The organism is Psychrobacter proteolyticus, from assembly GCF_039762275.1.
In the GTDB taxonomy this organism is placed as follows: domain Bacteria; phylum Pseudomonadota; class Gammaproteobacteria; order Pseudomonadales; family Moraxellaceae; genus Psychrobacter; species Psychrobacter proteolyticus_C.
Window position 1 is genome coordinate 508,346 of the sequence record NZ_JBDLOB010000002.1, and the last position, 24,815, is coordinate 533,160.

Consider the following 24,815-nt stretch of genomic DNA (forward strand, 5'->3'; position numbering starts at 1 on the left):
TTTGCTATATGTTCAATTCAGTTGTTGGCTACAAATGATTGGGTTAAGGCTGATACTTATAAATAGATATCAGCGCTTTATTCTCAATAGCATATCACCAAAAGACAGCGATATGCAGTTACCGCTTATTCATCGAACCAAGATTCCCGAGCTTTCATGATGAGTTTTCCTGCAGTTTCAGAGTCTAATCCTTCGATATCTTCTAGATCGAAGACGGCTTGTTCTGCCAAGTCATCAACAGTAATAATGTCTTTTTGAGCCATCTTATAAGCCCAACTGACTGTCATACCTTCAAGCTCTTGAAGCTCTTGACTTGGCTCTTTCATGTTCTGTTGTTTGACCAGTTCATCAGCGATGACGACTTCTTTAGCACGCTCTTGAATCATATCAATCGCTTCATCGTCTAGACCTTCGATATCATAGAAAGTCTCAACTGGTACGTAGGCAATTTCTTCAATACTAGTAAAACCAATATCAACCAATGCCTGTGCTAAATCTTTATCTACCTCTAGGCGCTCATAGAATAATTCAATAAACGCTTTCGATTCGTTTTGTTGACGTTGCTGATACTCTTCTTCGAGCATCATATTAAGCTTATAGCCCGTCAACTCAGACGCTAAACGTACGTTTTGACCTTGTGAGCCAATAGCACGCGCCAATTGATCATTGGTGCTAAAGATAATATCTGCTGTTTGCGTATCTTCATCTAAAATGATACTGCTTACGTCAGCAGGCTCTAGAGAGCTGATGATGAACTGGGCCGGATCATCTGACCATACCACGACATCAATACGTTCACCGTCTAGCTCTTGCTGTACTGCTTGGATACGTGTACCGCGCATACCAATACAAGCACCAACTGGATCAATACGATGATCATTAGTCTTCACGGCTATTTTAGCACGAGTACCTGGCAGACGAGCGACGTTACGAATTTCGATAATTTGTTCTGCAATCTCAGGCACTTCTTTTTGCATCAATGCTGATAGCATTTCAGGATGCGTGCGAGATAACAGTAACTGTGCACCGCGGTTTTCACGGTTTACATGGTACAAAATAGCGTTAATACGCGATTTTGCACGGAGTTGTTCGCGTGGCAACATCTGATCACGTGACAAGTAACCTTCGGCATTGTCGCCCAAATCTATGATATAGCCATCACGAGTCTGTTTTTTGACTTCGCCATACATCATCTCACCAACACGCGGCTCGAAAGCATCTGCAACTAGTGCACGCTCAGCTTCACGGATTTTTTGAATGATGACCTGTTTGGCTTGAGTAGCAGCAATACGACCAAATTCGATTGATTCAATTTGCTCTTCTTTAATATCACCAATTGACCATTCTTCCTGATCAAGATCGGTGATAGCAAGCTGACAAGCTGGCATTTCGTGGTCTTCATCTGCAACCACTGTCCAGTAACGATAAGTATCGTAATCGCCAGTGGCACGGTCGATTGCTACCCGTACAGCCACTTCTGGCTGCTCGGTATATACTTTCTTCTTAGTCGATACCACCAAAGCGTCTTCAATTGCTTCAAAGATATCTTCAGGATTTAAGCCCTTTTCATTACTGACAGTTTCTACTACCGTTAAGATTTCACGACTCATGCTATACCTGTCCTATCATTTTTTAATTGACTTAAATTTTATAATTTGGGTGCTGCTATTATATAGTTGCTATAAGCCACATAAGCTATTGGAAGATAAAACTGTCTATCTATAAACAGTTACCCTAGTAAAAATCTAGGCATCTTCATAAATCAAATTGGCTTTATCAATATTACTTAGTGCAATCTCAAACTGCTCACCATCGCTTGACGTCAGTTTTAAAGAGTTTTCATCAATACTATCTAAAGTACCTGTGGCTTTACGACGTTTTTGATCGCCTGTACCGATAGCTTGAATCAGACGCAAGCTCACAGTTTGACCAACATACGCATGCATTTGCTCATCTGAGAAAAACGCACGATCAAAACCAGGTGAAGATACTTCTAAAATGTACTCACCAGCGATAGGATCATGAACTTCTAAGATACCGCTTACTTGATGGTTTACTGCCGCGCAATCTTCAATCGTTACTTGTTTATCTTGGGCTTGCTCTTCTGGCAATGCTTCAATATAGATACGTAGTAAAGAGCGACGACCTTGTGGCGCAAACTCAATACCCCATAATGACACATCACAAGCGGCCACGGCAGGGGCAATAATATTAGTCAGTTCTGCAACTTTAGTCGAAAGCTTCATAATCTCTTTGTATTTTCCTATTCACTTATCTATCGTACTTAGTAAACCGTATTAAGGATTGACTCTTATCTGTATATAGCAATCTTATAATGATAAGAATCACGGTCAGTATATAATTTTAAATCACAAATATATGATACATATTGTGCATTTATATAGGGACGAGCGTAAAAAACATCAAGCTCGGCCAGACAATGCTTTTATTATTTATAAAGCACTACTATCGATAAAAGTATGAGGAATAAAAGATAGTGTTGCTTAAGAAGCATCGTGCCAGTAGCGGCCGATGATGACCAGTGACGAGTAATATCGTACTCTATAGACTTAGAGCTTAGCATAAGTAGGATAGATACCGCGATAACACTGACCTTCAGATACAAAAAAACCCACAAACATAATGGTGGGCTAATCGGTACTGACAAATTTAGTGTACAAAACATCAGTATAAAAAGTGGTAGCGGGGGCTGGATTTGAACCAACGACCTTCGGGTTATGAGCCCGACGAGCTACCAGACTGCTCCACCCCGCATCAATCTAGAACGCATATTATAGGGAGGTTTCGTAGAAGTGTCAATACTTTTTTTAAATTAATTATAAAATAAGTATTATCTACTAAAAATCCAACCTGACGCTATGCTGCGTCTGTAAAACTTGGTGCGATTGGGGGGACTTGAACCCCCACAGCTTTCGCCACCACCCCCTCAAGATGGCGTGTCTACCATTCCACCACAATCGCATTGTACTGCTCTGTTCCTATCATCCAGTCTATAATCAATGATGCTTAAGGTAGGCATCTATAGAACATGAGTTGCGAAAACAGGAAAGCATTGTAAATCTAACCTACCAAAATAGCAAGCGCTGCCTACTTAAAAGAGGCTTACTCAGGATTTTGAGTCAATGGACGCGGCGTTTGCGGTGCTGAAACTGGCGCATCTAGACGAAACTGATCCTCTGCTTGCTTACGAGCATGAACAGCAAGCGTCATACTAGTAATAAAAAATATGACCGTTAGTACTGCCGTAGCACGCGTCAAAAAGTTAGCAGTTCCTGCTGCGCCAAACACGGTACCTGATGAACCAGCACCAAAAGAAGCTCCAGCGTCTGCCCCTTTACCATGCTGTATCAGAATCAAGCCGATCATGGCAATGGCCACAATAATATGCAGGGCTAATATAAACGTAAACATGGTGGCCTCTTTTGCCGCGTAATGACGACTGATAACGGAAAATAAAACGTAAGGTTAATAGAAAGACAATCGGCATGATCAAATGCCAAATCGACTATATAAATAAGGCGCATTGTACACGATTGCAAGGGCAGTGTTAAACCTACTTTTACTAACCGATAAAAGCATACTCTCTATAAGCTATGATCTTGATATCTGAGCGTTATTTATTCATTTAAGTATTGGCTTGGTTAAAGGCGTCGGCAATCGCTAGAAAGCTCTCTGCTTTTAATGAAGCACCGCCTACCAACGCGCCATCAATCATGGCATCAGCAGCAAAGCTATTGGCATTCTCAGCATTAACACTACCGCCATACAGCACGGTAATCGTATCTGTTATATCAGCAAAGCCTGCAACCGTTTGCTTGATATACTGATGAGTCTTACTCACTTCTGCCACAGTAGGCACTTTACCTGTACCAATGGCCCATACGGGTTCGTAAGCGATGAGCAGCTTTTCAGATAACGAAGATGCTAAATCTGGCTGTTGAGTCAGTAAATCCTTAATAACAGAGAGTTGCTCATTGATAACGTCGAGTGTTTGACCATTGTCATACTGCTCTTGCGTTTCGCCGATACAAAATACTACACCTAATTTCTGAGAAAACGCATGAGACAATTTGCTTATCAGGCATTTATGAGACTCTTTATGATATTGACGACGCTCAGAGTGGCCAAGTAGCGTCCAAGTAGCACCTGCATCTGCTATCTGCTGTGCTGAGCAGTCACCAGTATAGGCTCCTGTACTTGCACTATAGGTACTGACGTCCTGTGCGGCACAGAGTATTGAGCTATCTGCTAGACGCGTACTCACTGTACTTAAATGAACACAACTGGGCGCTACCATTAATTTACAGCGGTTTTTTGACACCTGCGAGTTGGCTTGTTCTTCAGTATTAACTTTAGTCAATAAGTCGTCCAATAGTGCATTGACAGCACTGTTAGTCGCAGGATTCTGTTTCCAATTGCCAATTACCCAAGCTTGCATACTTATTTACCTTGTCTCATGTATTCATGCCAATTCGGCTAATATGCGCGTCAGTATAACAAATAATTCGTAAGTGCTATAGTAGCGTGCCACCATGAGCAGAATCACTTCTGCAAACTTATCTACAGACAATGCATCAATAGACCATTATTTTACGAGCTAGTCGTCTAATGGTATATATAAATTTTTCAAACTAAAGTAAAGTTCTATACTACAGAGTTTATGAAATCAAATATTATTGCTAGTTCTATATATAGATTTACAGGTAGATAAGATAAACAAAGCAATATAGTTCAAGCGAGTTATCGACTAGCAACGACAAGTATATAACGTCTAATACCAAGCAGTTCTACAGAATATTTTGTATCAAAGGAGAGGTTACAATGTCTATCGCAACCAGTAAGTACGGCGGTCTAGCGCAGCAACTGATTAGCGACGGTGTCGTTAGTGAAGCGAATATGAAGACGGCACAAATTGAGTCGCAGCAGCAGCAAATAGGACTGGTACCTTATCTGGTAGACAATAAACTGGCCGATGCTTATTTACTTGCCCAAATGCTATCCCAAGCTTTCGGTGACCCTCTATTTGATCTTGATGCATTAAACGTTGATGTTATTCCAAAAGACTTGGTGGATGAAAAAATCGTTCGCAAGTTTAATGCTTTACCACTCTTTAAACGAGGACAACGTCTATTTGTCGCACTAAGTGATCCCACTCGCGTTGATGCCATTGATGCGATTGCCTTTAATTCTCGACTGTCGATAGAAACCATTGTTGTCGAAGAAAATAAGCTCAAAAAGCGTATTGAAAGTGCATACGCAGATACAATGCAAAGCTTTGATAGCTTTTCTAATAGTGATTTAAATGTCGATTTCGATGATGGACAGGAAGAGAAAAACGAGACCAAGCTTGATGATGGTATCGACGAAGCACCTGTTGTAAAGTTCGTTAATAAAATGCTAGTCGATGCTATCCGTATGGGAGCTTCTGATTTACATTTCGAGCCATACGAAAAGTCTTTTAGAGTACGATTTCGCGTCGATGGCGTCATGCAAAAAATGGCCAATCCACCAGTTCAACTTGCGAATAAAATTGCAGCACGCTTGAAAGTCATGTCGCAAATGGATATCTCAGAACGTCGGGTACCGCAAGATGGGCGTATTAAGCTTAAAATTTCTAAAAATAAAGCGATTGATTTCCGGGTCAACTCACTACCAACACTGTTTGGTGAAAAACTTGTTTTACGTATCCTTGATCCATCCTCAGCCATGTTAGGTATTGATGCGTTAGGGTATGAACCAGATCAGCAGGAAATGTTTTTAGAGGCATTACACAAACCGCAAGGCATGTTGCTTATCACTGGTCCTACTGGTTCTGGTAAGACAGTATCACTTTACACTGGTATCAACATCTTGAATACTGGCGCAACAAATATTTCAACGGCTGAAGATCCAGTCGAAATTAACCTTGAAGGGATTAACCAAGTCAATGTCAATGCCAAAGTTGGTCTAACATTTGCCAATGCGCTAAAGTCTTTTTTACGTCAAGATCCTGATATTGTCATGGTCGGTGAGATTCGTGACCTTGAGACTGCTGAGATTGCGATTAAAGCGGCGCAAACAGGTCATATGGTTCTTTCTACTTTGCATACTAACTCGGCACCTGAAACATTAACGCGCCTACGCAATATGGGCGTCGCCTCCTTTAATATTGCCACGTCGGTTAACCTAGTCATTGCTCAACGTTTGGCACGACGTCTCTGCAAGAACTGCAAAAAACCTATTAACATCCCGCGTCAAAGCTTGTTAGAGATTGGTTTTACCGATACTGATTTAGATAACACTGATAATGTCATTTATGAACCAGTCGGCTGTAATGAATGCCGTGAAGGTTATAAAGGCCGTGTAGGTATCTATGAGGTGATGAAAGTCAGCCCTGATATTTCACGCATTATCATGGAAGATGGTAACGCAATAGATATCAAAGATGCTGCCATCAAAAATGGTTTCCGCGACTTGCGACGTTCTGGGATTTTAAAAGTGTTGCAAGGTGTCACAAGTATTCAGGAAATGATGCGAGTGACTTCTGAATAATAAGTAAAATCATAGAACACGTAATTTATGTCTTAGCATATTGACTTTTAGTTATTATAAGAGTGATAAACTAGCAACGTTCCTTATCGTATATCTTTAAAAATAAAACAGATAGCCACTGGTTTTTTACGCTAAAATAAAGTATGCCTGACTGGTATCCTAAGTCTGGTATTCTATTGTAAATTTACAATATATATTGGACAATTTTGAGGGTGGTAACATGGCAAAAGCTAAGACCGATATGTTGTTAGATTTTGTTTACGACGGTGTGAATCGACGCGGACAGAAAGTTAAGGGCGAAACTACTAGTCGTAGCTTAGAGCTGGCGAAGGCAACCCTGCGTAAACAAGGTATCACGGTTAAAGGGATCAAGAAAAAACCAAAGCCACTTTATACTTTCAAAAAAGCTATTAAAGCCATTGATATTGCTATTTTTGCTCGGCAATTAGCAACAATGATGAAAGCAGGTGTACCGTTAACTCAGTCTTTTGAAATTGTCGCCGACTCTCTCGATAATCCGAGTATGAAAGACTTAGTATTGAAAATAAAAGCAGATATTGAAGCAGGTGGTACCTTTGCTTCTTCTTTGCGCAAACATCCTCGCTATTTTGATGATTTATTCTGTTCACTCGTCGAATCTGGCGAACAATCGGGTGCACTTGAGACGATGCTTGAACGAGTCGCTACTTACAAAGAAAAGAGTGAGCTACTAAAAGCAAAAATCAAAAAAGCAATGAAGTATCCTATTGCCGTTATCGTGGTTGCTATCATTGTTACTATGATTCTACTGATAAAAGTAGTACCTGTATTCTCCGATCTATTTGAATCATTTGGCGCAGAGCTACCCGCCTTTACCCAAATGGTTGTTGGTATGTCCGAATGGATGCAGGCATGGTGGTTTATCCTTATTATTGCTATCGGTGGTGCAATCGTTGGCTTCTCAGAAGCTAAAAAACGATCTAAGAAATTTCGTGACTTTTTAGACCGTGCTGTCTTAAAAGCTCCCATATTTGGCAACATTGCCTATCAAGCGATTATTGCACGTTTCTCTCGTACACTATCTACAACTTTTGCCGCGGGTGTCCCACTTATCGATGCCCTAGACTCTACTGCTGGGGCGACCAATAATGTTGTGTTCTACAACGCTACTCAACAGATCAAAAATGACGTATCTACTGGCCAGCAACTACAGTTTTCCATACGCTCGACCAACTTGTTTCCGAGTCTAGTCATTCAGATGGTTGGTATTGGTGAAGAGTCTGGTAGCTTAGAAGAAATGCTAGATAAAGTCGCTGTCTACTACGAAAACGAAGTTGATAATGCGGTTGATGGATTGACCAGCTTAATGGAACCGTTAATTATGGCAGTATTAGGTATATTAGTTGGTGGCCTAGTCATCGCAATGTACTTGCCAATTTTCCAGATGGGCTCAGTAGTAGGATAATTATTTGATGCAATTTATACAGTTACTACAAGAGAATATTACCCTAGCTTTATTCGTATTTGGCCTATTAGGTCTTTGTGTTGGCAGTTTTTTAAATGTTGTGATTCATCGCATACCGCTGATGATGGTCTATGGTTGGAGACAAGAGTGTAGCCAGTTTATGTCTGAGCAGGGCGATATACCACGCGAGCATACGCTACCCATAGCAAGTATTGTCGCTACTGACCAACCGCTTACTTTAAGTCGACCTGCCTCACGCTGCCCTCATTGCACACATAAAATTAAGTGGTATGAGAATATCCCTTTAATAAGTTGGCTATTACTACGCGGACGCTGTTCAAGCTGCAAAGCATCTATCGGTCTACGTTATCCTCTCGTTGAGCTAGTAACTGCCCTCCTGTCCGTATTAGTAATATATAAGTTTGGGGTAAATGCTACAGGTTTGTCCGCATTGGTTTTAGTATGGACACTGGTCGCTCTAACAGGTATCGACTTTGACACACAGCTACTACCTGATCGTCTAACTTTTCCTTTAGCAGGCTTAGGATTAGCGGTAAACTCACAAAGCTGGTTTGTCTCACCAACACAGTCGATATGGGGATTACTATTTGGGTTTTTATCACTATGGATAGTAGTCAAAGTGTTTTACTTAATCACTAAAAAACATGGAATGGGTCAAGGGGATTTTAAACTATTAGCAGTATTAGGTGCTTGGCTTGGACCTATGGTGTTACCTTTGATTATTCTACTATCGTCTTTACTTGGCTCTATCGTTGGATTGATCTTGATGAAGAAACAGGGTGAAAGCCGACCTTTTGCTTTTGGGCCTTATATCGCTATAGCAGGTATTGTTGCCTTATTATATGGCTCAAATATCGTCAGTTGGTATCTCGGTATGTATGTCTAATAACTGATAGCGTACACTAAATTATTGTAGTAAATTTTCGGCAGCGACTTATAAGTAGAGCTTTAAAAGGCCGATTGTGAGTTAAAAGCTGCATTCATTGTTCTATCTGTCAGATAAGCCATTATTATGTCAAAAAATACATCGCACTTTTATTCACACCAATCACAAACCTCTCAACCAAAAAATAAGAAGCTCGTGGTTGGTTTGACGGGTGGTATCGGTAGTGGCAAATCTGCCGCTAGTGCTTGGTTTGCTGAGCAAGGCATCGATATTATTGATGCAGACGTGATCGCCCATGAGACTGTCGCTAAAGGTAGCGCCACTCTGCAAAAAATCCAGAAAAAATTTGGTGATTGGATACTGACGGATGAGGGTGTCATGGATAGAGCTGCGGTACGCTCGCATGTATTCGCAAATCCTGAAGCGCTGATTGAGCTTGAGGCTATCACTCACCCAGCGATACGTGAGACAGCAAAAGCACAGCTAGATGCTAGTACTTCACCGTATATAATCTTGTCTGCGCCCCTACTTATAGAGGCGGCAGAAGCAGGACTGGCCAATTTATGTCAACGTGTTTTGGTCATGGATGCGACCGAAGATACGCAGCTTGCGCGTGCCAGTCAGCGTGATGATCAAAGCATACAAAAGATTAAGGCCATTATGACCAATCAGCTAAGTCGTGAAGAGCGTAATCGTCATGCAGACAATGTCATACTCAATGAGAGCGACCTTGCCTCTCTATATCTACAACTAGAACCTTTACATCAAGAGTATCTTACGCTTGCCCAGCAGCTAAAGTTCGCTGGCGATTAACCTCATACAACGCCATGCCAGTAGCAACACTCACATTTAGGCTCTGTAGATTACCATGCTCGTTTCCTGACATTGGAATATAAACCAACTCATCACAGCTTTCCATTGTCAGGCGACGCATACCCTCTCCTTCTGAACCCATAATAATAGCGGTCTTGCCAGTTAGGTCAGCGGCATGTATTGGCTTAGCCTCTTCACTAAGTGCCGTACCAAATACGAAAACGCCTGCATTTTTGATTTGCGACAACGTGCGTGCTAAGTTCGTAACGCTGATGATCGGCATCATCTCTGCTGCGCCAACCGATACTTTAGCGACTGTTGGCGTTAGGCTCGCTGCATGGTGTTTTGGACAAACCACTGCATCCACACCCATAGCCACTGCGGTACGTAGGCAGGCGCCAAAGTTATGTGCATCAGTAATTTGATCTAGTACCAATAACAAGCATTGCTCACGGCCAATAATAGTATCAAGCAAACCTTCATCAGCGAAACCTAACGGACGAGCATTGAGCACCACGCCTTGATGCTGCGGACTGCCACATAATTGCGTTAGCTTGTCTTTTTGGGTTGGTTGAATACTAATGCCGTTTGCTTCCGCTTCGGCCATGATAGCTTGTACATGACTGTCACTCTCACGCCCTTGCTGCACAAACAAGCTAAGGCCATCCAGAGGACGATGTTCAAGTAACGCATCAATGGCATGAATGCCGTAAAAATAAATGGGTTTTGCCATAATAGGCCTACTAAATATAAAGTGGATATCGCACTAGGCGACGGGATAAAAGAAGATAACGTAGATTTTACGTGTCATGACCCATTGATGATGAGAGAACAGTAAACCAAACGTCAAAAAAGAAATAAACAATACCAATCCGATATTGTTTATTTTCTCGAAACACTAATGTGTGATAGAGCAGGCGCTAGAATGAAAGCTCAAGCGCCCTATTAATAATATCAGCCTTCTAGATGACAGACATATTGAACAATCTCTTCAGTACGTAGGTTAAAACCGCTATTGCCTTCAACGACAAATGACTGACCTGCACGGTAATAGCTGAATTCATCGTCACCATTAATTTTCACTTCACACTCACCACTGGTGATTTCGATACGCTCAGAAGTGTTGGTGCTAAAGTGATAATGCTCAACCAAGTTGTCACAAGGTAAGATCACGCCTAGCGTTTTATGGCGACCATCCTCAAACATAATGGTATGGCTTGAGCAGCGACCATCATAAGATACTGTCGCTTGGGCATTAACTGTTACGTTAGTAAATTGCGCCGCTGTCATAGTGGCTTCCTTATCAAATAATTATGGCAAAACTAAAAAATAAGTAACGGGTTAAAGTACTGACAGAGTTGCACTGGGCTTAAAATACGCGACCAGTACGCAAACATACCTGCTTTAGGCACCTTACCCCTCTATAGTAGATATCTGCGCGCTAAAGGTAGCCACAGGTTCTATGAAAACGCTTTTGAATAATGATTAAGTGGCATGTTTTTACCACTATAAGCCTACAATTTTACAAAATTATGACTCGTTATTAGGTTGCATCGCGCATCAAACGCATAAGAAGAGTTTATCATTATGTGAGATTATGCTACCACATTATATCTATAAAGTTTGTTAAAGCGACTAGGAAAATTCTATTTGATGACAAGTATCTACCCGTTCGTTTAATATTTATTTGGTGTTTTCCTAGGCGGATGCTAGGCCATTATCTTAGATATATTTTTATCATTATCAGTCAGAATACTTCTTCGCATACTATGCTTATCTTTAGATATCTAACTATCCTAATGATTAATATTATAGGTATTATGTTGATGATTTATTGTCAGTTTTTAATAGTTTTATGGTAATCTCCCAATAATAAATTCTGTTATACCTCGTCTTAAAGTTTGTATTTACGCACAATTAACACCATACTATTTGCCTACAATATTTATCTAATTAGCAAATTTAAATAGATATTTTCACTTCCTTATTTACCCTATTTATAGATGGCTTCCTAAGATTTATATGAGGTCCATTGTCTGTCCTGAGAGGCGTTGATGCTAGTATCGTTAACTTTACATCAGTTTGCGTTGATTGATCAGCATGAGCTGAGCGTGGCTGAAGGTTTTAATGTCATCACTGGTGAAACAGGTGCTGGCAAGTCGTTATTGCTAGATGCCCTATCACTGTGTGTCGGTGAGCGAGCAGACAGTGCAATGGTCAGGCATGGAGCCGCGCATGCAGATATCTACGCTCAATTTGATGTAGAAAATAACAGCGTCGTCGCTGAGTGGTTTACTAAAAATGATCGACCACTAGAAGAACCTGAAGTACTTATTCGTCGACAATTAAGCAATACTGGCCGCTCAAAAGCATGGCTAAATGGTTCACCGGTTAGCTTAGCGGAGCTAAAGAGTTTAGGCACCTTACTAGTGAATATACATAGCCAACATGCTCAGCAAGCATTGCTCAAGCCGCAATTTGTGGTGCAATGGCTCGATGAGATGGCCCAGATAACACCGTTAGCCAACCAAACTGCCAGTAGCTATCAAGCCTTTCAGCAGCTAAAGCGTCGCGCAGATGACATCGCGAGCCGCGAAGCACAGCGTCAAGATCGTATTCAGTTGTTGCAGAGCCAATTAGCAGATATTGCGCCGTTATTGGCTGTGGACTACGCAGAAGTTGAATCTGAACACGAAGAGCTCTCCAATATTGAAGCCTTAATGCAAGAGGCCAGTCATGGTCTGCATTTGCTCGACAATGATATCGATGAGCCAGACGTCATGACCTTGCTCGGACAAGTGATTAAACTCTGTGACAACCAAGTAGGCGTCAGTCAAACGTTTGAACAAGCTTCTGAACAACTCCATCTAGCACAACAGCAAATCATTGAAGTGACTGCCCTGCTATCAGATTATGCCGAACAGCAGCTACCTGATCCTGAACGCTTACAGACATTAGACAATTTAATCAGCTTAGGACATCGTCTGTCACGTAAGCACAGCTTGCCAGCAAGTGATTTAATTGATGAAGCAAAAGGCTGGGAGGCGCAATTGGAGCAGCTAGAGAACGAGCCAAGTAGCGATGCAATGGCAGCGCAAATTGAGCAAGCTTGGCAAGACTATCTCGCTCTGGCTACACAGTTAAATAAAGAGCGCACAAAAGCTGCTCCGATAATTAGTAAGCAACTCATCAAACAACTACAACCACTTGCGCTACCCAATGCTCGATGTGAATTTGTTTTTACCAAAAAAACCGAACCTAGTCAGTACAATGCACAAGGTTGTTTCGATATTGATTTATTATTCAGCGCCAATGTCGGTATGCCAATGCAGCCCCTACATAAAATCGCTTCAGGTGGTGAACTGTCACGTATGGCACTCGTGATGCAAGTCTTACAAGCGACCAATGCTGATAACAACGCCGCCAAGCCTATGTTGGTATTTGATGAGGTCGATGTCGGTATCAGTGGCGGTACTGCGCAAGTGGTTGGCGAACTGCTACGCTCGCTTGGACAAACACAGCAATTACTGGCCATCACGCACCAAGCACAAGTCGCAGCGCAAGCGCATCAACATATCTTGGTACAAAAGCACCATCAAGAACAGACCGAAAGCGAGCTACTCATACTGACCAACAGTGCACAAGTAGACGAGCTGGCGCGTATGTCTGGTGGTGTCATTATCACTGATGTCACGCGCGATCATGCCCGCAGCTTATTATCCGATGTTAAGTAACTCTCTATTTGACCTATCTAACGTTAAATAATCATTCGTTTTCATCAAAACGAATGGTTAGCTGAGTCTATATAATGGTCAGTAGCAATTGGTGCGAATCTTGCTTTTCTATTGATTATCACCATATAGTGGTCTTTCACCCTTATTATTAGGTTGCGTTTGTTTCTATGTCTAAAACCAATTTGACCCATCATTTTTTAATTGCGGCACCAGAGCTGTCAGACCCAAGGTTTGAGCAGGCACTTATATATATTTGCCGTCATGACAAGCATGGGGCGCTAGGTCTGATGGTCAATCGTCCGCTTGAGCAATCTCGCGTAGGTAAGCTGCTAGAAGATTTAGATATTGAAGTGACCAATCCACAGGTGATGGAAGATGTGGCATTAGAGGGCGGCCCTATGTATCCGGAGGTTGGCTTTGTGCTGCATACTGGTCAGCCAGAATGGGCGTCTTCTTTTGCTATTTCAGAGAACGTTTGCATCACAACTAGCCAAGATATTCTAAAGCGTATTGCCGCAGGTCAAGGCGTCGGTCACTATCAGCTGTGCCTAGGTCATGCCAGCTGGGGCAAAAAACAGCTAGACCAAGAGCTGAGTAATGGTGATTGGTTAGTTTGCCCTGCTGATCTGAACTTATTATTTGATACACCGTTTGAAGAACGCTGGCAAATTGCAGCCGACAAAATCGGAGTCAACTTTGACTACCTTAGTAGTGACATAGGTCATGCATAATATCATACGCTCTACGAATTTAGATAAAGACATAAAGGACACCCATTACTATGGTAGATAGCACTTTTACAGCCAGTAGCACAGACGCTATAGATAATGACATTGATATTGGTGTTGATACTCTCGATAAAGATAGCAATATCATTGCTGAAACTATTGAGCCAGAAGTAAAGCCGCATCTTATCTTGGCGCTAGATTACGGCGTCAAAAAGATGGGCATGGCGCTCGGTAATACCATCACACAGACGGCTCGTGCCTTCGATATTTTGGCAATGAATAACGGGCAGCCAGATTGGGACAATCTAATTGGTATCATCAAAGTCTGGGGCGTGGCGCAAGTCGTGGTTGGTCTACCGCTTAATATGGATGGCACTAGCTCCATGCTTTCAAAACGAGCGCACAAATTCGCTCGTCGTCTAGCCCATAGAGTAATGGAGCAGCATTTGCCAGTGACCGTATCACTGTGTGATGAGCGTCTGACTTCCATCGAAGCAAGAGAAATCGCATGGGATAATGGTTGGATCAAAAACGAACGCGACCCAATCGATGATATCTCCGCTTGTATTCTGATGTCGACCTATTTTGCTGATCCTAATAGCAGTATCGCTATCGATGCAATCAAAGCAGAATAAAGCAGCCAAATAGGTAAAAGACACGTGTGTGGCTATAATGTCACTTCGATACATCATACCTCTCAACGGATAAATGACTGATTAATATGACCACTGTCTCAGACCAACCCTCGCAACATAAGTCGCAACATGGTTTTGCTCCTCTTGCTATTGCCCGTATTAAAGGCGCACAGCGTGCCAACCAAATAGCGATTTATCTCATTTATGCGGCTATTTTCGCATTTGTGGTCTTTGGCACGATTGCTAGTATCAAAGCTTTCCATGATAACCAACTGCTTTATCAATTATTTTATAATTTGCCATATGCCCTAGTAGCCCTCACGATACCCATTACTATTTATGATGCGTTAGTCGTTTATCGTTATCGCTTAAATCAACCGTCGATGATTGCCATGAGTATTGGCGTATCAACCATTATATTGGTTGGCGGATTAATTTTTGCCGATACTGCATGGTTGGGACTATCTTGTTGGTTGGGCGTGGCATTCTTATTTAAAGTAAGTTTTAAGCGATTTTTTAATTTTTTAGAAGTAGCTGGTACGCCTGATACCGTTGAAGAGGCTGAAAGTACTGAAGCGTAGACGATCTACAAAGTACGCCGCGATAAGCACTTAAGCAAACTATTTACCCTCAAATTCACTTATTTAGCTTTACAATAATGACTATGAACACTTCTATACCAGACACGCTTATCCACCATCACTTAGATACTCAAGGGCTCATTTGTCCTGAGCCCGTCATGATGCTACACCGCGTCATTCGCAAAGCGGATGGCGGTGAAGTGATTGAAATATTGGCGACAGATCCTGCTACCACGCGCGACATTCCGAATTTCTGTCGTCATTTGGGTCATGAGCTAATCGGTCAAGAAACACTGGCTGAAAACGTAAGCTTAGATGCTGATCCTGATGAAATCACCATCGATAGCGATGATGATACGCCTGCAAGCGTGACGCTATATCGCTATCTGGTTAAGAAAAAAACGGCATGATAGGTTTGACGTTATATTAATGACTATCTGTTATCGCTCACTTAACCCCTACCTGAGTATTGTCTTATGAGTCGTGATCGCGCCGTGCAACAGCGTCAACCTAAAGCATTGGCGGTCGATGATGAGCCAGCTTATATGACTGAGTTTCGTCAAGCCATGCTGGCGCGAGGTCTAGCGACGCGTACTCGTAATGCGTACGTCCGCGACCTACGCTCTTGTGAGCTGACCAATCCTATCGCCCTGACACGTTGGCAGCCTGATGATGTGCTGCATTGTCTGTCGCTCCTTGCTCAAGATGGCAAAACCCCACGTACCCAAGCACGCATGCTTTCAAGCTTACGTCAGTTTTATCTATGGATGATTGCTAGCAATCTGCGTGAGGACAATCCTTGTGAACGTATCAAAAGCCCAAAGCTAGGTCGTCCGCTACCAAAGGACTTAGCTGAGGCTGACGTAGATAATCTACTTGCTGCACCTGATACCAGTACCGCGCTTGGTCTCCGCGATAAAGCCATGCTAGAAGTTTTATACGCCTGCGGTCTGCGAGTGAGTGAGTTGATTAACCTCTCATTAGAGCAAGTGAATCTAAATTCTGGTTGGCTACAAATCACGGGGAAAGGTAATAAAACGCGACTGGTGCCCCTCGGCGAATATGCAGCTGATGCATTGGAAGATTATCTTTCTCATGGGCGTGGAGACTTGATTGCCCATTTAAAATCGGGCAATTGCCAAGCGGTATTTTTGACGGCGCAAGGTGGCTATATGACGCGGCAGAACTTTTGGTATCTACTTAAGAAGTACGCCAAAGTTGCCAGTATCGATAAAGAATTATCACCGCATACGCTACGTCACGCCTTTGCCACGCATTTGCTAAATCACGGCGCAGACTTGCGTAGTGTGCAGTTATTGCTAGGACATAGCGATTTATCAACCACGCAAATTTACACTCACGTGGCAACGGCGAGATTGCAGAAATTACATGCCGAGCATCATCCACGTGGGTAGCCGCCTTGTCATATGGGCAGCATTGAAATCTAATATTACTGATGATTGTAAAAGGAATATATCGTGCCGCAAGCTCAACCATCTACCTTAACAAAGAGTCAAAACTCTGCACTTAGAAACCTCACTATCATGGGTTATTTAGAAGGTACATCTTTTCTATTGTTACTTGGTATCGCGATGCCACTCAAATATATGTTCGATATTCCAAAAGCAGTAAGCTATGTCGGTCCAGTGCACGGGGTACTATTCGTTGCTTATGTCATGGTGCTGATCATTATCGCGGGTAGAATAAAAATGCCACTTTGGGCCCTACCTGCAGGTTTGCTTGGCTCGTTCTTACCATTCGGACCGTTTATATTTGATCATTTACTGAAGAAGAGACTGAAAGGATAAAATTAAAAAAATTCGATGGCGCAAACTTACAGCCATGTAGTGATGACGATATTGCAGAAACCATTAAAATAACATTGATGTTTTTTAAATGAGCCGTAACCCTGTATCATGAGTTATTGACTACTGGCTTGTGAATAGCGGGGTGAACTATGTTTGGGTTTGATATCGACTTACAATTAATGGGCTATCATTTTTTTCAGTTATGTATTGCCTTTATACTGTCGCTGCCCATTGCCCTCAATCGGGAAATGAAAGACAGTGGCGCAGGACTCAGAACCTTTCCGCTAGTGACGATTGCCTCTTGTGCTTTCATGTTGGTGGGTCGAGATATTTATTCAGATAGTGACGCCGAAGCACGTATCATGTACGGTATTATTACTGGCATGGGCTTTATCGGTGGTGGCGCAATTTTTAAAAGTGGCGGCAGTGTAAAGGGAACAGCGACAGCAGCAGGTCTATGGAACACTGGTGCTATCGGTATCTCAGTCGCTTATAACCGCTACGAGATCGCTATTATTTTATCTGTTGTTAGTTTTTTGATACTGCAATTCTCTGATCCATTTAAAACAGAGAACTGCAGTATCAAAAAGTAAGCTGAAATTTTATTCGGTTGTCGCTACAATACTCACCATACTTATCAATTGAGAGTCTCATGAGCCATAGACCACCTGCTGACCTATTAAAAAATGCCGAACACTGGCGCGAAGATATCAATTTTCGCCAAGAAGTGCTGGGTAAGCCGTTTGATTTTGCGACCACGTGGGGTATTTTTTCACCACAAAAGCTCGATGACGGTAGCTTGATGCTGCTTGATTATGTGGATTTTGAGCAAGATGATGACTCGATCGATTTGGGCTGTGGTTATGGCGTACTTGGCATGACAGCAGCACGTGAATGTCCAAATGGTCAGCATACGCTGATTGATAAAGACTTTATGGCGGTAGAATACGCACGTCGTAACTGTGAGAAAAACGGTCTAAACAATGTCGATGTGCATTTATCAAATGGCTTTAATCATGTGGCAAAAGACAAAGACTTTAGCCTTGTGATGTCAAACTTGCCAGCCAAAGTAGGCAAAGAGCAGCATTATTTATACTTCCTCGATGCCTATGCGCGCATGCGTAAAGGTGGCCGTTTTTATGTCGTCACCATCAACGGTCTGCGCCAATTTGTGAAACGCTCATTTACCGAAGTTTTTGGCAATAGTGATAAAATCAAACAAGGTAAAACCTATACGATTACGATGGCGACCAAAGACTAGTTTTAGCTTTTCCTGATTAAGTTTCGGCTATTTAAACTGAAGCTTAAATTGAAATCGACATAAAAAAGCACGCTAAATTAATTTTAGCGTGCTTTTTATTTTGTATGACCAATTGTCTTTTTACATCTGGCGTTTTATCAAATATCCGCCCAATAGCGCGCTGCCGATAATCGGCAATAGCACCATAAGCATCGGTGAAAAGCCTGTCGCTAGCGATACAAAACCAACTAGGTCTTGAATATAGCTAAATAGTAGACCAAACAGCAATGCCACGACGATACGCAAGCCTAAGCTGTGCGTCCGTAGCGAGCCAAAGACAAACGAGCAAGCGACAATCACCAGCGACAATATCGATAATGGCGATAGTAGCTTTTGCCAAAATGCGACTTCATGATCTAAAGAGCGATTGCCCTGTTGACGCATAAACGTGCGATGCTCATACAGCTGCGTCAATGACAAATCCTCTGCCTTACGCGTCAGCAGATACACAGACTCTGGGGCAAAGGGTAAGCTTAACGTATCTGATGGTGAAATAGCTTGGCTACTCTCAAATCCCTGATTGATAGAGAGCTTAACCATATCATTTAGCTGCCACTCGTAACGATACTGCTCGCTTGGCTTTTCACTGTTCACATCAATTGGTTCACGGCCAGTATACTTTCCACCTTCCGCATGAACAGCAGTTTGCAAATTACCATTGTTATCCAAATGCCAGCGTTTCACTTCGCCAATATTACCCGCGACATCAGCATAATCAATATATAAAATATCGCTACCATCAGGTGTGGCACTGCCAGCTTCTGTGGTTTCGAAACGTGGCTGTATCGTCCAGTAGCCGCGCACTGATGTGACCAGTGAGGTGCTATCCTCATCATTAATCTGTTTCGCTAATTGGTTAGAAGACGGTAGGACAAATTGGTTGATAGCCAATGCCAGTAGTACAAATATCAAAGCGGGCTGCAATACCCAGCCGACGATACGATAAATACTGACCCCAGCCGCGCGCATGACGACCAGCTCACTTTTATTCGCCAGCAAGCCCAATCCTATGACAGCACCCAATAGCGCACCCGTTGGGATAAATTGCTCTAAAAAGTAAGGCGAACGATAAAAGATATATTTGAGCGCCTCGCCCATGGTGTAGTTATCATCTAACGAATCAAGCTCTGATAAATAAGAGAAAATCAGCTGCAACGCCCATAAACCAATAACGGCAGCGATAATAGCCAATAGAGCATTGAGTTTGACATAGCGACTAAGGACTTTTAGATTGGCAGGTTTTTTAGCCAATTGATTAGACTTGGCTGACTTAGCAAATAAAGAGCGCATTAAGACTGCCCTCCTTGTGAGCTGTTGTTCTGATTATCGATGTCGCTAACTGAACTAGTTGCGGCAGCGGCTAGCCTATTCTCTTGTTTGCGAAAGCGCAATCGATGTTGCACGCGGCTGCCCCAATTCATATAAAGCGCCAACGCCATAAACCCTAAGATGAGCCATGCATACGCCCATACGCTGATGCTGTCTTTGCTCACTGCGTTTTTTAGCGAGATGATACCTAATGCACAGCTGACAAATAATAAGATAGAAGGAAACAAGCGCAGCCAACGTCCTTGACGCGGACGCACTTGCGCCAGTGGCACAGCCAACATAGGCGCGATAATCATCAGCCATGGTAGCGCCAAACGATAGCCAAGCTCACCTTGTGCAGCACGCATTGCACTATTCGTGCCTGATGGTGAGCTACTCGTGGCGGCTTGCCATAATGGTCCTATCTGTTGCGTTTCAATATTGTCTTCGGTGATAACTTCCTGTGAAGACTCAGTCAAGGTAATGCGATAACGATCAAAAGCGACTTGATTATATTTGAGACTGCCTGCGCCAACTTCGTAACGACGTCCTTGGAACAAATCCAACTGAGTCACGCCGCTATTGCCAGTATCTACTTGCTCAGCACGCTTAGCCAGTGTGATAGTGTCTTTGCTAATGTCTTTTGCACCACTATTTATAATATCTTTTGGTATGTCAGAGATGCCAATTTGTTCGGCCGTCTCGCTGTCAATCGTATTATTCATATCAGTGGCATTAGCATCGACACTTTCAGCAGCACTACCTCTTTTCGCAGGTTCAGATTGGATCAATATCACATCTTGCAACTTTTTCTTATCATCGCTGAGACTACCCACATATAAATGATAATTGCCGCTACTGATAAACTCGTTCGGACGAATCAAATCAAATGCACTGGTCAATGCTTGCTGCTGCCAGACAGCCTCAGATGAGCGTACGCCCCAAGGCTTGCCAACGACAGATAGCGCCGCCTCGCCGACGAACAACGCTAATATTAATGGTGTCATCAATCGAGCAAGCCGACCTCGAGATACGCCACTAGCATTGATCACTGCCATTTCTTGATCGACATATAAGCGGCCAAATACCAGCATCAAAGCGATAAAGAATGCTAACGGTAATATCAGCTCTAAAAAATACGGCAGGTTATACCCAATGATCGTAAACAGTAGGCTGACGTCCAAACGACCTTCAGCAGCGATGCCAAAATAGCGTATCAAACGACCGCCGAGCATCATCACTACCAAAAACCCCAACACTAAGGCAGTGGTCGAGGCAACTTGTTGTGTCATGTAGCGGCGTAATATCACAATGGGTACTCTTAAACAGTTGGTATGCGCGCGATTGATGATGAGCTTATTAAATATCTAGGACGTACGACGACATATCATCAGCATGATATGGGCCATTTACATACTCAAATAACGGTAAACGTTACTAAGCGACTGGTTAGTCATACTCAATAAACACCAGCAACAGATATAACCGCTAATGCTAGCATGTTTTGCCCAAAAATAGCTGTGAAATGTGTTTGAAAACATTACCTACACCTTGCTGAGAGCGCATTATTGACAGTAAGTAACAAATATAGCAAATATTGGATAAATAATTGCTAAAACCTCAAATTACATCGAATTGATAGTATTTATAGCGCTAAGTTTTTGCTTTATTTATTTTAGAAAGGTTTGTTTGTCATTCGTATCATCGAACATTTATCTCTGTTATTAATTGCTAGACTGACTGATAGAAAAATATACTTATATTGTTAAACGGAGAATAATACTAATGAATAAAACGACCTCTACACCCTCTACCCTACTCGAACTCGCTGGCGGCACATTCAATGCGCTTGACTGGTCAAATTGCGCGCTTGTTCTTATCGACTATCAAAATGAATATGTCGATGGCGCTATGCCATTAGGGGACGCTGGGGCAAAAGCCGTCGCCAATGCGCGCCTACTACTCGATAAAGCGCGTCAGCAAGATCTACCTATCTTCCACATTACCCATCACGGTGCAGAGAATGGCAATGTCTTTGACCCTTTATCAGCTAACGTTGAGATAGTCGAACAGTTGCAGCCACAAGATGGCGAAACAGTGATTGCTAAAAAGCATCCGAATGCCTTTTATGATACGCAATTACAATCACTGATCTCAGCAGCAGAAAAAAAGCAGATTATTTTTGCGGGTTTTATGAGTCATATGTGTGTCAGCTCAAGCGTCCGCGCCGCATTTGATTTAGGTTTTGATAGTTTCGTCTGTCACGATGCCTGTGCCACTCGCGACCTACCTAGCGCTACAAGAGAGCCGATAAGCGCTGAAATCATGCATGATACTGCCATGGCCGCACTACAAGACAGATTTGCCGCGATGGTAACGACCGATGAATTGGTCAATGGCTAGTATGTTGGCATCATCGGAAAATGATAATGTAACCGTTAAACCATAGCGTAAGTTAGTACAGCATAATAATTCAAACGTATTACCTAAGGCTTGCTAACTGCGCACGATTATCGCAATATGCTACACTACTGTGATTGCTCAACAGACCAAATAATCTAATAATCTGACAGGTATAAGCAGTCATCCAAATCCTGCAATTTTCATAACTCTAATAAGGATAACTATATGAATATCAAATTATCTCAGCATTTACCAAAGACTCATACGCAGAAAATCCTGAAAAAAGAAGCCAAAAGTAAAGACGATGCTTGTCTGGTTGTTTTGGTCGATGACAAGAAAAACATTCTGGCTGAATCTGTGCTAACCGAATATACCACTCGTATTGAGCAGCTGATTGAAGTATCACATTTCAAGGGTACTACCTGTGAGACTGTTGCTGACTATGCGCTGGCAGGTGATAAAAAAACCACTAAGCAAAACCCTGTACAACTGCTATTGGTCGGTGTAGGTAACACTGATAAGTTCAATAATACCGTACTGCAAAAAATCGCCAATACTATCTATAGCAGCACACAAAAGCGTGTGTCTTCTATCACTGTCGCCTTGGGTGATGCGCTAGAAGAAAATCACTTCGGTCAATTTGCCCTTAATCTGTTGGCAGCTAGCTACCGCTTTGACAAGTATAAGTCTGAGCAAGCGAGTCCTGTATTGACTGATGTCTATCTATTAGCTGATGAGTCACTACAGCCTGCGCTAGCATTTGCTCAATCAGTATTTGCTGGTCAGAGCCTGACTCGTGATGTGGCCAATGAGCCTGGCAATATTTGCTTCCCAGCTTATATGGCTGAACAAGCTCAAGAGCTTGCAAAAACTTACCCTGACCTATTGACCGTGAAGGTACTAGGTGAGGACGAGATGTCAGCGCTAGGTATGCATTGCTTCTTAGCCGTTGCACAAGGCTCTACCAAAGAAGGTAAGCTGGTACTCATGGAGTACCGTGGCAAATCAGAATTTAGTTCAAATGCAGGCACTACCGAGCAAACCACTAGCAACGCAAAAGTGAGTGGTCTAAAGGCATTGGCCGATAAACTACCAACCAAAAAGTCAGCTAAAAATGCAAGCAAAAATAGCAATGACAATGCACAAGCGACCAATGACGACGCACCTATCGTATTAGTCGGTAAAGGCGTAACCTTTGACTCAGGCGGTATCTCAATCAAGCCAGGTGCGGCGATGGATGAGATGAAGTTTGACATGGGTGGTTCAGCGTCAGTACTTGGTACAATCAAAGCGTTGTGCGAAGCTCGTCTACCAATCAATGTCGTTGGTGCGCTAGCCTGTGCTGAAAACATGCCATCAGGTGATGCAACACGTCCAGGCGATATCGTCAAAGCGATGAATGGTAAGTCAGTCGAAATCTTGAACACTGATGCCGAAGGTCGTTTAGTGCTAGCAGATACTTTGTGCTACGTGCAGCGTTATCAGCCAAAAGCCATCATCGATGTTGCCACTTTGACTGGCGCTTGTGTGGTTGCGCTAGGCCATGTGCGTTCAGCCGTATTTAGTAATGATGAAGATGTCCTGTTTGATTTAGAAAATGCCAGCAACCTATCAGGCGACCTAATTTGGCATATGCCTTTAGATGACGAGTATCAAGCTCAGCTTGACTCACCAATCGCTGATATGCAAAACATCGGTGGTAAAGGTGCTGGTGCCGTAACTGCCGCCTGCTTCTTGTCGCGTTTCATTGAAGAAGGTCAAGCATGGGCGCATTTAGACATTGCTGGTACTGCATGGAATTCCGGCAAAGACAAAGCAGCCACTGGACGTCCTGTACCATTGTTTATGCAATATCTAAAAAACAGCGCAGAGATGGCTTAATCCATTTATGAAAATCAGTTTTTATGTATTAAGTGAAAGTAAGGCCCAAGATTTCTTGGGCTTTATTTGTCAGCTGACTCAGACGGCGCTTAACAAAAGCGCTCAGTCTTTGCTGATTTTAATTGAAGATGAGACATTACTAGCAAATCTAGATACGGCACTTTGGGCACAAGAGCCCACGAGTTTTATACCGCATCAATGTCTTTCTGATATTGACAACAAAAGTACCAATGATAGAGATACTGATGATAGCAACATCAACATTGTTACTCATAAATCATTAGCGCCTGTACTGCTAGGCAATCATATGCCAGCAGGTTTTAATGGTATCGTGCTCAATACGACGATACGTCCCGTCAACGATTTTATGGCTGCTACCAATAATTCAAAACCCTCTCGAGTCCTTGAGCTGATCCGACCTGATGCTACAAGTACCCAAGAAGGTCGTAATAAATATAAAGCCTACCAGCAATTAGGTTACGATTTGACCCACTTTAAATTATAGCTTTGCCGTTTATTTCCCTCTTACCTTTTACAGCGAAATCTCTTCCTACCTTATATATCACTGCCTATATCGCTGCTTTTACTCTCTTATAAATGAGGTATTCTGAGTAGCTAGCCCTTGCCTATAAGTGCTGCATTCTTTTTATACTAGTTGTATAACTCTACTATCCCTCTGTTTGCACGCAACAGCTACTGCTATGAGCGGTATGCGAATATG

General features: G+C 42.6%; 24 protein-coding genes and 2 tRNA genes. 16 read left to right on the top strand and 10 right to left on the bottom strand.

The window, feature by feature from the left end:
* Positions 1-125 precede the first annotated feature (125 nt).
* From nusA to tpiA, 6 genes are all read right to left on the bottom strand, one after another.
* On the bottom strand, positions 126-1,610 hold the full coding sequence (gene nusA, locus ABFV72_RS05180; protein ID WP_347162694.1) for a transcription termination factor NusA: 1,485 nt from the start codon (positions 1,608-1,610) through the stop codon (positions 126-128).
* 135 nt (positions 1,611-1,745) lie between these two features.
* Complete coding sequence (gene rimP / locus ABFV72_RS05185; protein WP_057757748.1) at positions 1,746-2,246, bottom strand: ribosome maturation factor RimP; 501 nt, start codon at positions 2,244-2,246, stop codon at positions 1,746-1,748.
* Between the two features lie 452 nt (positions 2,247-2,698).
* Positions 2,699-2,775 (bottom strand) — tRNA-Met (locus ABFV72_RS05190).
* Between the two features lie 123 nt (positions 2,776-2,898).
* Positions 2,899-2,982: transfer RNA gene (locus tag ABFV72_RS05195), tRNA-Leu, on the bottom strand.
* Between the two features lie 141 nt (positions 2,983-3,123).
* Complete coding sequence (gene secG, locus ABFV72_RS05200; RefSeq protein WP_021814138.1) at positions 3,124-3,432, bottom strand: preprotein translocase subunit SecG; 309 nt, start codon at positions 3,430-3,432, stop codon at positions 3,124-3,126.
* A gap of 214 nt (positions 3,433-3,646) precedes the next feature.
* A complete protein-coding gene (tpiA, locus tag ABFV72_RS05205; RefSeq protein WP_347162695.1) occupies positions 3,647-4,459 on the bottom strand; it encodes a triose-phosphate isomerase in 813 nt (270 codons plus the stop codon).
* Positions 4,460-4,842: 383 nt separating this feature from the next.
* Between tpiA and pilB the strand changes: the two genes are divergently transcribed.
* The 4 genes from pilB (at position 4,843) to coaE (ending at position 9,716) form a co-directional block, all read left to right on the top strand.
* Positions 4,843-6,552, top strand: coding sequence for a type IV-A pilus assembly ATPase PilB (gene pilB / locus ABFV72_RS05210; protein WP_347162696.1), 1,710 nt, complete (start codon positions 4,843-4,845; stop codon positions 6,550-6,552).
* Positions 6,553-6,772: 220 nt separating this feature from the next.
* Positions 6,773-7,996, top strand: a complete 1,224-nt coding sequence (locus tag ABFV72_RS05215) for a type II secretion system F family protein (RefSeq protein ID WP_347162697.1) — start codon at positions 6,773-6,775, stop codon at positions 7,994-7,996.
* A gap of 7 nt (positions 7,997-8,003) precedes the next feature.
* Complete coding sequence (locus tag ABFV72_RS05220; RefSeq protein WP_347162799.1) at positions 8,004-8,903, top strand: prepilin peptidase; 900 nt, start codon at positions 8,004-8,006, stop codon at positions 8,901-8,903.
* Positions 8,904-9,029: 126 nt separating this feature from the next.
* A complete protein-coding gene (gene coaE / locus ABFV72_RS05225) occupies positions 9,030-9,716 on the top strand; it encodes a dephospho-CoA kinase (RefSeq protein ID WP_347162698.1) in 687 nt (228 codons plus the stop codon).
* On the opposite strand, the gene rlmB is transcribed toward coaE, so the two are convergent.
* Complete coding sequence (gene rlmB / locus ABFV72_RS05230; protein ID WP_057757732.1) at positions 9,679-10,449, bottom strand: 23S rRNA (guanosine(2251)-2'-O)-methyltransferase RlmB; 771 nt, start codon at positions 10,447-10,449, stop codon at positions 9,679-9,681. The genes coaE and rlmB overlap by 38 nt on opposite strands.
* A 221-nt stretch (positions 10,450-10,670) precedes the next feature.
* Entirely contained in the window at positions 10,671-11,006 is a 336-nt protein-coding gene (locus tag ABFV72_RS05235) for a pyrimidine/purine nucleoside phosphorylase (protein ID WP_057757729.1), read from the bottom strand.
* A gap of 764 nt (positions 11,007-11,770) precedes the next feature.
* On the opposite strand from ABFV72_RS05235, the gene recN reads away from it, so the two are divergent.
* From recN to ABFV72_RS05280, 9 genes are all read left to right on the top strand, one after another.
* The gene (gene recN / locus ABFV72_RS05240) at positions 11,771-13,450 is read left to right on the top strand and encodes a DNA repair protein RecN (protein WP_347162699.1); all 1,680 of its coding nucleotides are present in this window, start codon (positions 11,771-11,773) and stop codon (positions 13,448-13,450) included.
* 167 nt (positions 13,451-13,617) lie between these two features.
* Complete coding sequence (locus ABFV72_RS05245) at positions 13,618-14,181, top strand: YqgE/AlgH family protein (RefSeq protein ID WP_101204671.1); 564 nt, start codon at positions 13,618-13,620, stop codon at positions 14,179-14,181.
* 50 nt (positions 14,182-14,231) lie between these two features.
* Positions 14,232-14,813 carry a Holliday junction resolvase RuvX gene (ruvX, locus tag ABFV72_RS05250; RefSeq protein ID WP_347162700.1) on the top strand — a complete coding sequence of 194 codons (582 nt, stop codon included), beginning with the start codon at positions 14,232-14,234 and terminating at the stop codon, positions 14,811-14,813.
* Positions 14,814-14,899: 86 nt separating this feature from the next.
* Positions 14,900-15,394 (top strand): hypothetical protein, encoded by a 495-nt coding sequence (locus ABFV72_RS05255; RefSeq protein WP_347162701.1) that lies wholly within the window; start codon positions 14,900-14,902, stop codon positions 15,392-15,394.
* A gap of 83 nt (positions 15,395-15,477) precedes the next feature.
* The gene (gene tusA / locus ABFV72_RS05260) at positions 15,478-15,804 is read left to right on the top strand and encodes a sulfurtransferase TusA (RefSeq protein WP_347162800.1); all 327 of its coding nucleotides are present in this window, start codon (positions 15,478-15,480) and stop codon (positions 15,802-15,804) included.
* 66 nt (positions 15,805-15,870) lie between these two features.
* On the top strand, positions 15,871-16,809 hold the full coding sequence (gene xerD / locus ABFV72_RS05265) for a site-specific tyrosine recombinase XerD (protein ID WP_179798572.1): 939 nt from the start codon (positions 15,871-15,873) through the stop codon (positions 16,807-16,809).
* Positions 16,810-16,872: 63 nt separating this feature from the next.
* A complete protein-coding gene (locus tag ABFV72_RS05270) occupies positions 16,873-17,202 on the top strand; it encodes a DUF3817 domain-containing protein (protein WP_347162702.1) in 330 nt (109 codons plus the stop codon).
* 149 nt (positions 17,203-17,351) lie between these two features.
* Positions 17,352-17,795: an MgtC/SapB family protein gene (locus ABFV72_RS05275; RefSeq protein ID WP_347162703.1), complete on the top strand. Its 444-nt coding sequence runs from the start codon at positions 17,352-17,354 to the stop codon at positions 17,793-17,795.
* A 59-nt stretch (positions 17,796-17,854) separates the two neighbouring features.
* The gene (locus ABFV72_RS05280) at positions 17,855-18,463 is read left to right on the top strand and encodes a class I SAM-dependent methyltransferase (protein ID WP_101204678.1); all 609 of its coding nucleotides are present in this window, start codon (positions 17,855-17,857) and stop codon (positions 18,461-18,463) included.
* A 120-nt stretch (positions 18,464-18,583) separates the two neighbouring features.
* On the opposite strand, the gene lptG is transcribed toward ABFV72_RS05280, so the two are convergent.
* Both lptG and ABFV72_RS05290 read right to left on the bottom strand, forming a co-directional pair.
* Positions 18,584-19,792, bottom strand: coding sequence for an LPS export ABC transporter permease LptG (gene lptG / locus ABFV72_RS05285; protein WP_347162704.1), 1,209 nt, complete (start codon positions 19,790-19,792; stop codon positions 18,584-18,586).
* On the bottom strand, positions 19,792-21,102 hold the full coding sequence (locus tag ABFV72_RS05290; RefSeq protein WP_347162705.1) for an LPS export ABC transporter permease LptF: 1,311 nt from the start codon (positions 21,100-21,102) through the stop codon (positions 19,792-19,794). Before ABFV72_RS05290 ends, lptG begins: the two co-directional genes overlap by 1 nt.
* Positions 21,103-21,595: 493 nt before the next feature.
* On the opposite strand from ABFV72_RS05290, the gene ABFV72_RS05295 reads away from it, so the two are divergent.
* The 3 genes from ABFV72_RS05295 (at position 21,596) to ABFV72_RS05305 (ending at position 24,599) form a co-directional block, all read left to right on the top strand.
* Positions 21,596-22,213, top strand: a complete 618-nt coding sequence (locus ABFV72_RS05295; RefSeq protein ID WP_347162706.1) for a cysteine hydrolase family protein — start codon at positions 21,596-21,598, stop codon at positions 22,211-22,213.
* A gap of 225 nt (positions 22,214-22,438) precedes the next feature.
* On the top strand, positions 22,439-24,094 hold the full coding sequence (locus tag ABFV72_RS05300) for a leucyl aminopeptidase (protein ID WP_347162707.1): 1,656 nt from the start codon (positions 22,439-22,441) through the stop codon (positions 24,092-24,094).
* 7 nt (positions 24,095-24,101) lie between these two features.
* Positions 24,102-24,599, top strand: a complete 498-nt coding sequence (locus ABFV72_RS05305; RefSeq protein ID WP_347162708.1) for a DNA polymerase III subunit chi — start codon at positions 24,102-24,104, stop codon at positions 24,597-24,599.
* The last annotated feature ends 216 nt before the right edge of the window (positions 24,600-24,815 follow it).

Bases quoted from the DNA above. Each gene is read 5' to 3' on its own strand.
- ABFV72_RS05290 (WP_347162705.1), bottom strand. From the start codon at position 21,102: ATGACACAACAAGTTGCCTCGACCACTGCCTTAGTGTTGGGGTTTTTG.
- ABFV72_RS05215 (WP_347162697.1), top strand. From the start codon at position 6,773: ATGGCAAAAGCTAAGACCGATATGTTGTTAGATTTTGTTTACGACGGT.
- nusA (WP_347162694.1), bottom strand. From the start codon at position 1,610: ATGAGTCGTGAAATCTTAACGGTAGTAGAAACTGTCAGTAATGAAAAG.
- xerD (WP_179798572.1), top strand. From the start codon at position 15,871: ATGAGTCGTGATCGCGCCGTGCAACAGCGTCAACCTAAAGCATTGGCG.
- ABFV72_RS05255 (WP_347162701.1), top strand. From the start codon at position 14,900: ATGACCACTGTCTCAGACCAACCCTCGCAACATAAGTCGCAACATGGT.
- ABFV72_RS05275 (WP_347162703.1), top strand. From the start codon at position 17,352: ATGTTTGGGTTTGATATCGACTTACAATTAATGGGCTATCATTTTTTT.
- secG (WP_021814138.1), bottom strand. From the start codon at position 3,432: ATGTTTACGTTTATATTAGCCCTGCATATTATTGTGGCCATTGCCATG.
- tpiA (WP_347162695.1), bottom strand. From the start codon at position 4,459: ATGCAAGCTTGGGTAATTGGCAATTGGAAACAGAATCCTGCGACTAAC.
- ABFV72_RS05245 (WP_101204671.1), top strand. From the start codon at position 13,618: ATGTCTAAAACCAATTTGACCCATCATTTTTTAATTGCGGCACCAGAG.
- coaE (WP_347162698.1), top strand. From the start codon at position 9,030: ATGTCAAAAAATACATCGCACTTTTATTCACACCAATCACAAACCTCT.
- ABFV72_RS05220 (WP_347162799.1), top strand. From the start codon at position 8,004: ATGCAATTTATACAGTTACTACAAGAGAATATTACCCTAGCTTTATTC.
- ABFV72_RS05280 (WP_101204678.1), top strand. From the start codon at position 17,855: ATGAGCCATAGACCACCTGCTGACCTATTAAAAAATGCCGAACACTGG.
- tusA (WP_347162800.1), top strand. From the start codon at position 15,478: ATGAACACTTCTATACCAGACACGCTTATCCACCATCACTTAGATACT.
- rlmB (WP_057757732.1), bottom strand. From the start codon at position 10,449: ATGGCAAAACCCATTTATTTTTACGGCATTCATGCCATTGATGCGTTA.
- lptG (WP_347162704.1), bottom strand. From the start codon at position 19,792: ATGCGCTCTTTATTTGCTAAGTCAGCCAAGTCTAATCAATTGGCTAAA.
- ABFV72_RS05305 (WP_347162708.1), top strand. From the start codon at position 24,102: ATGAAAATCAGTTTTTATGTATTAAGTGAAAGTAAGGCCCAAGATTTC.
- ABFV72_RS05235 (WP_057757729.1), bottom strand. From the start codon at position 11,006: ATGACAGCGGCGCAATTTACTAACGTAACAGTTAATGCCCAAGCGACA.
- pilB (WP_347162696.1), top strand. From the start codon at position 4,843: ATGTCTATCGCAACCAGTAAGTACGGCGGTCTAGCGCAGCAACTGATT.
- ABFV72_RS05300 (WP_347162707.1), top strand. From the start codon at position 22,439: ATGAATATCAAATTATCTCAGCATTTACCAAAGACTCATACGCAGAAA.
- ruvX (WP_347162700.1), top strand. From the start codon at position 14,232: ATGGTAGATAGCACTTTTACAGCCAGTAGCACAGACGCTATAGATAAT.
- rimP (WP_057757748.1), bottom strand. From the start codon at position 2,246: ATGAAGCTTTCGACTAAAGTTGCAGAACTGACTAATATTATTGCCCCT.
- ABFV72_RS05295 (WP_347162706.1), top strand. From the start codon at position 21,596: ATGAATAAAACGACCTCTACACCCTCTACCCTACTCGAACTCGCTGGC.
- recN (WP_347162699.1), top strand. From the start codon at position 11,771: ATGCTAGTATCGTTAACTTTACATCAGTTTGCGTTGATTGATCAGCAT.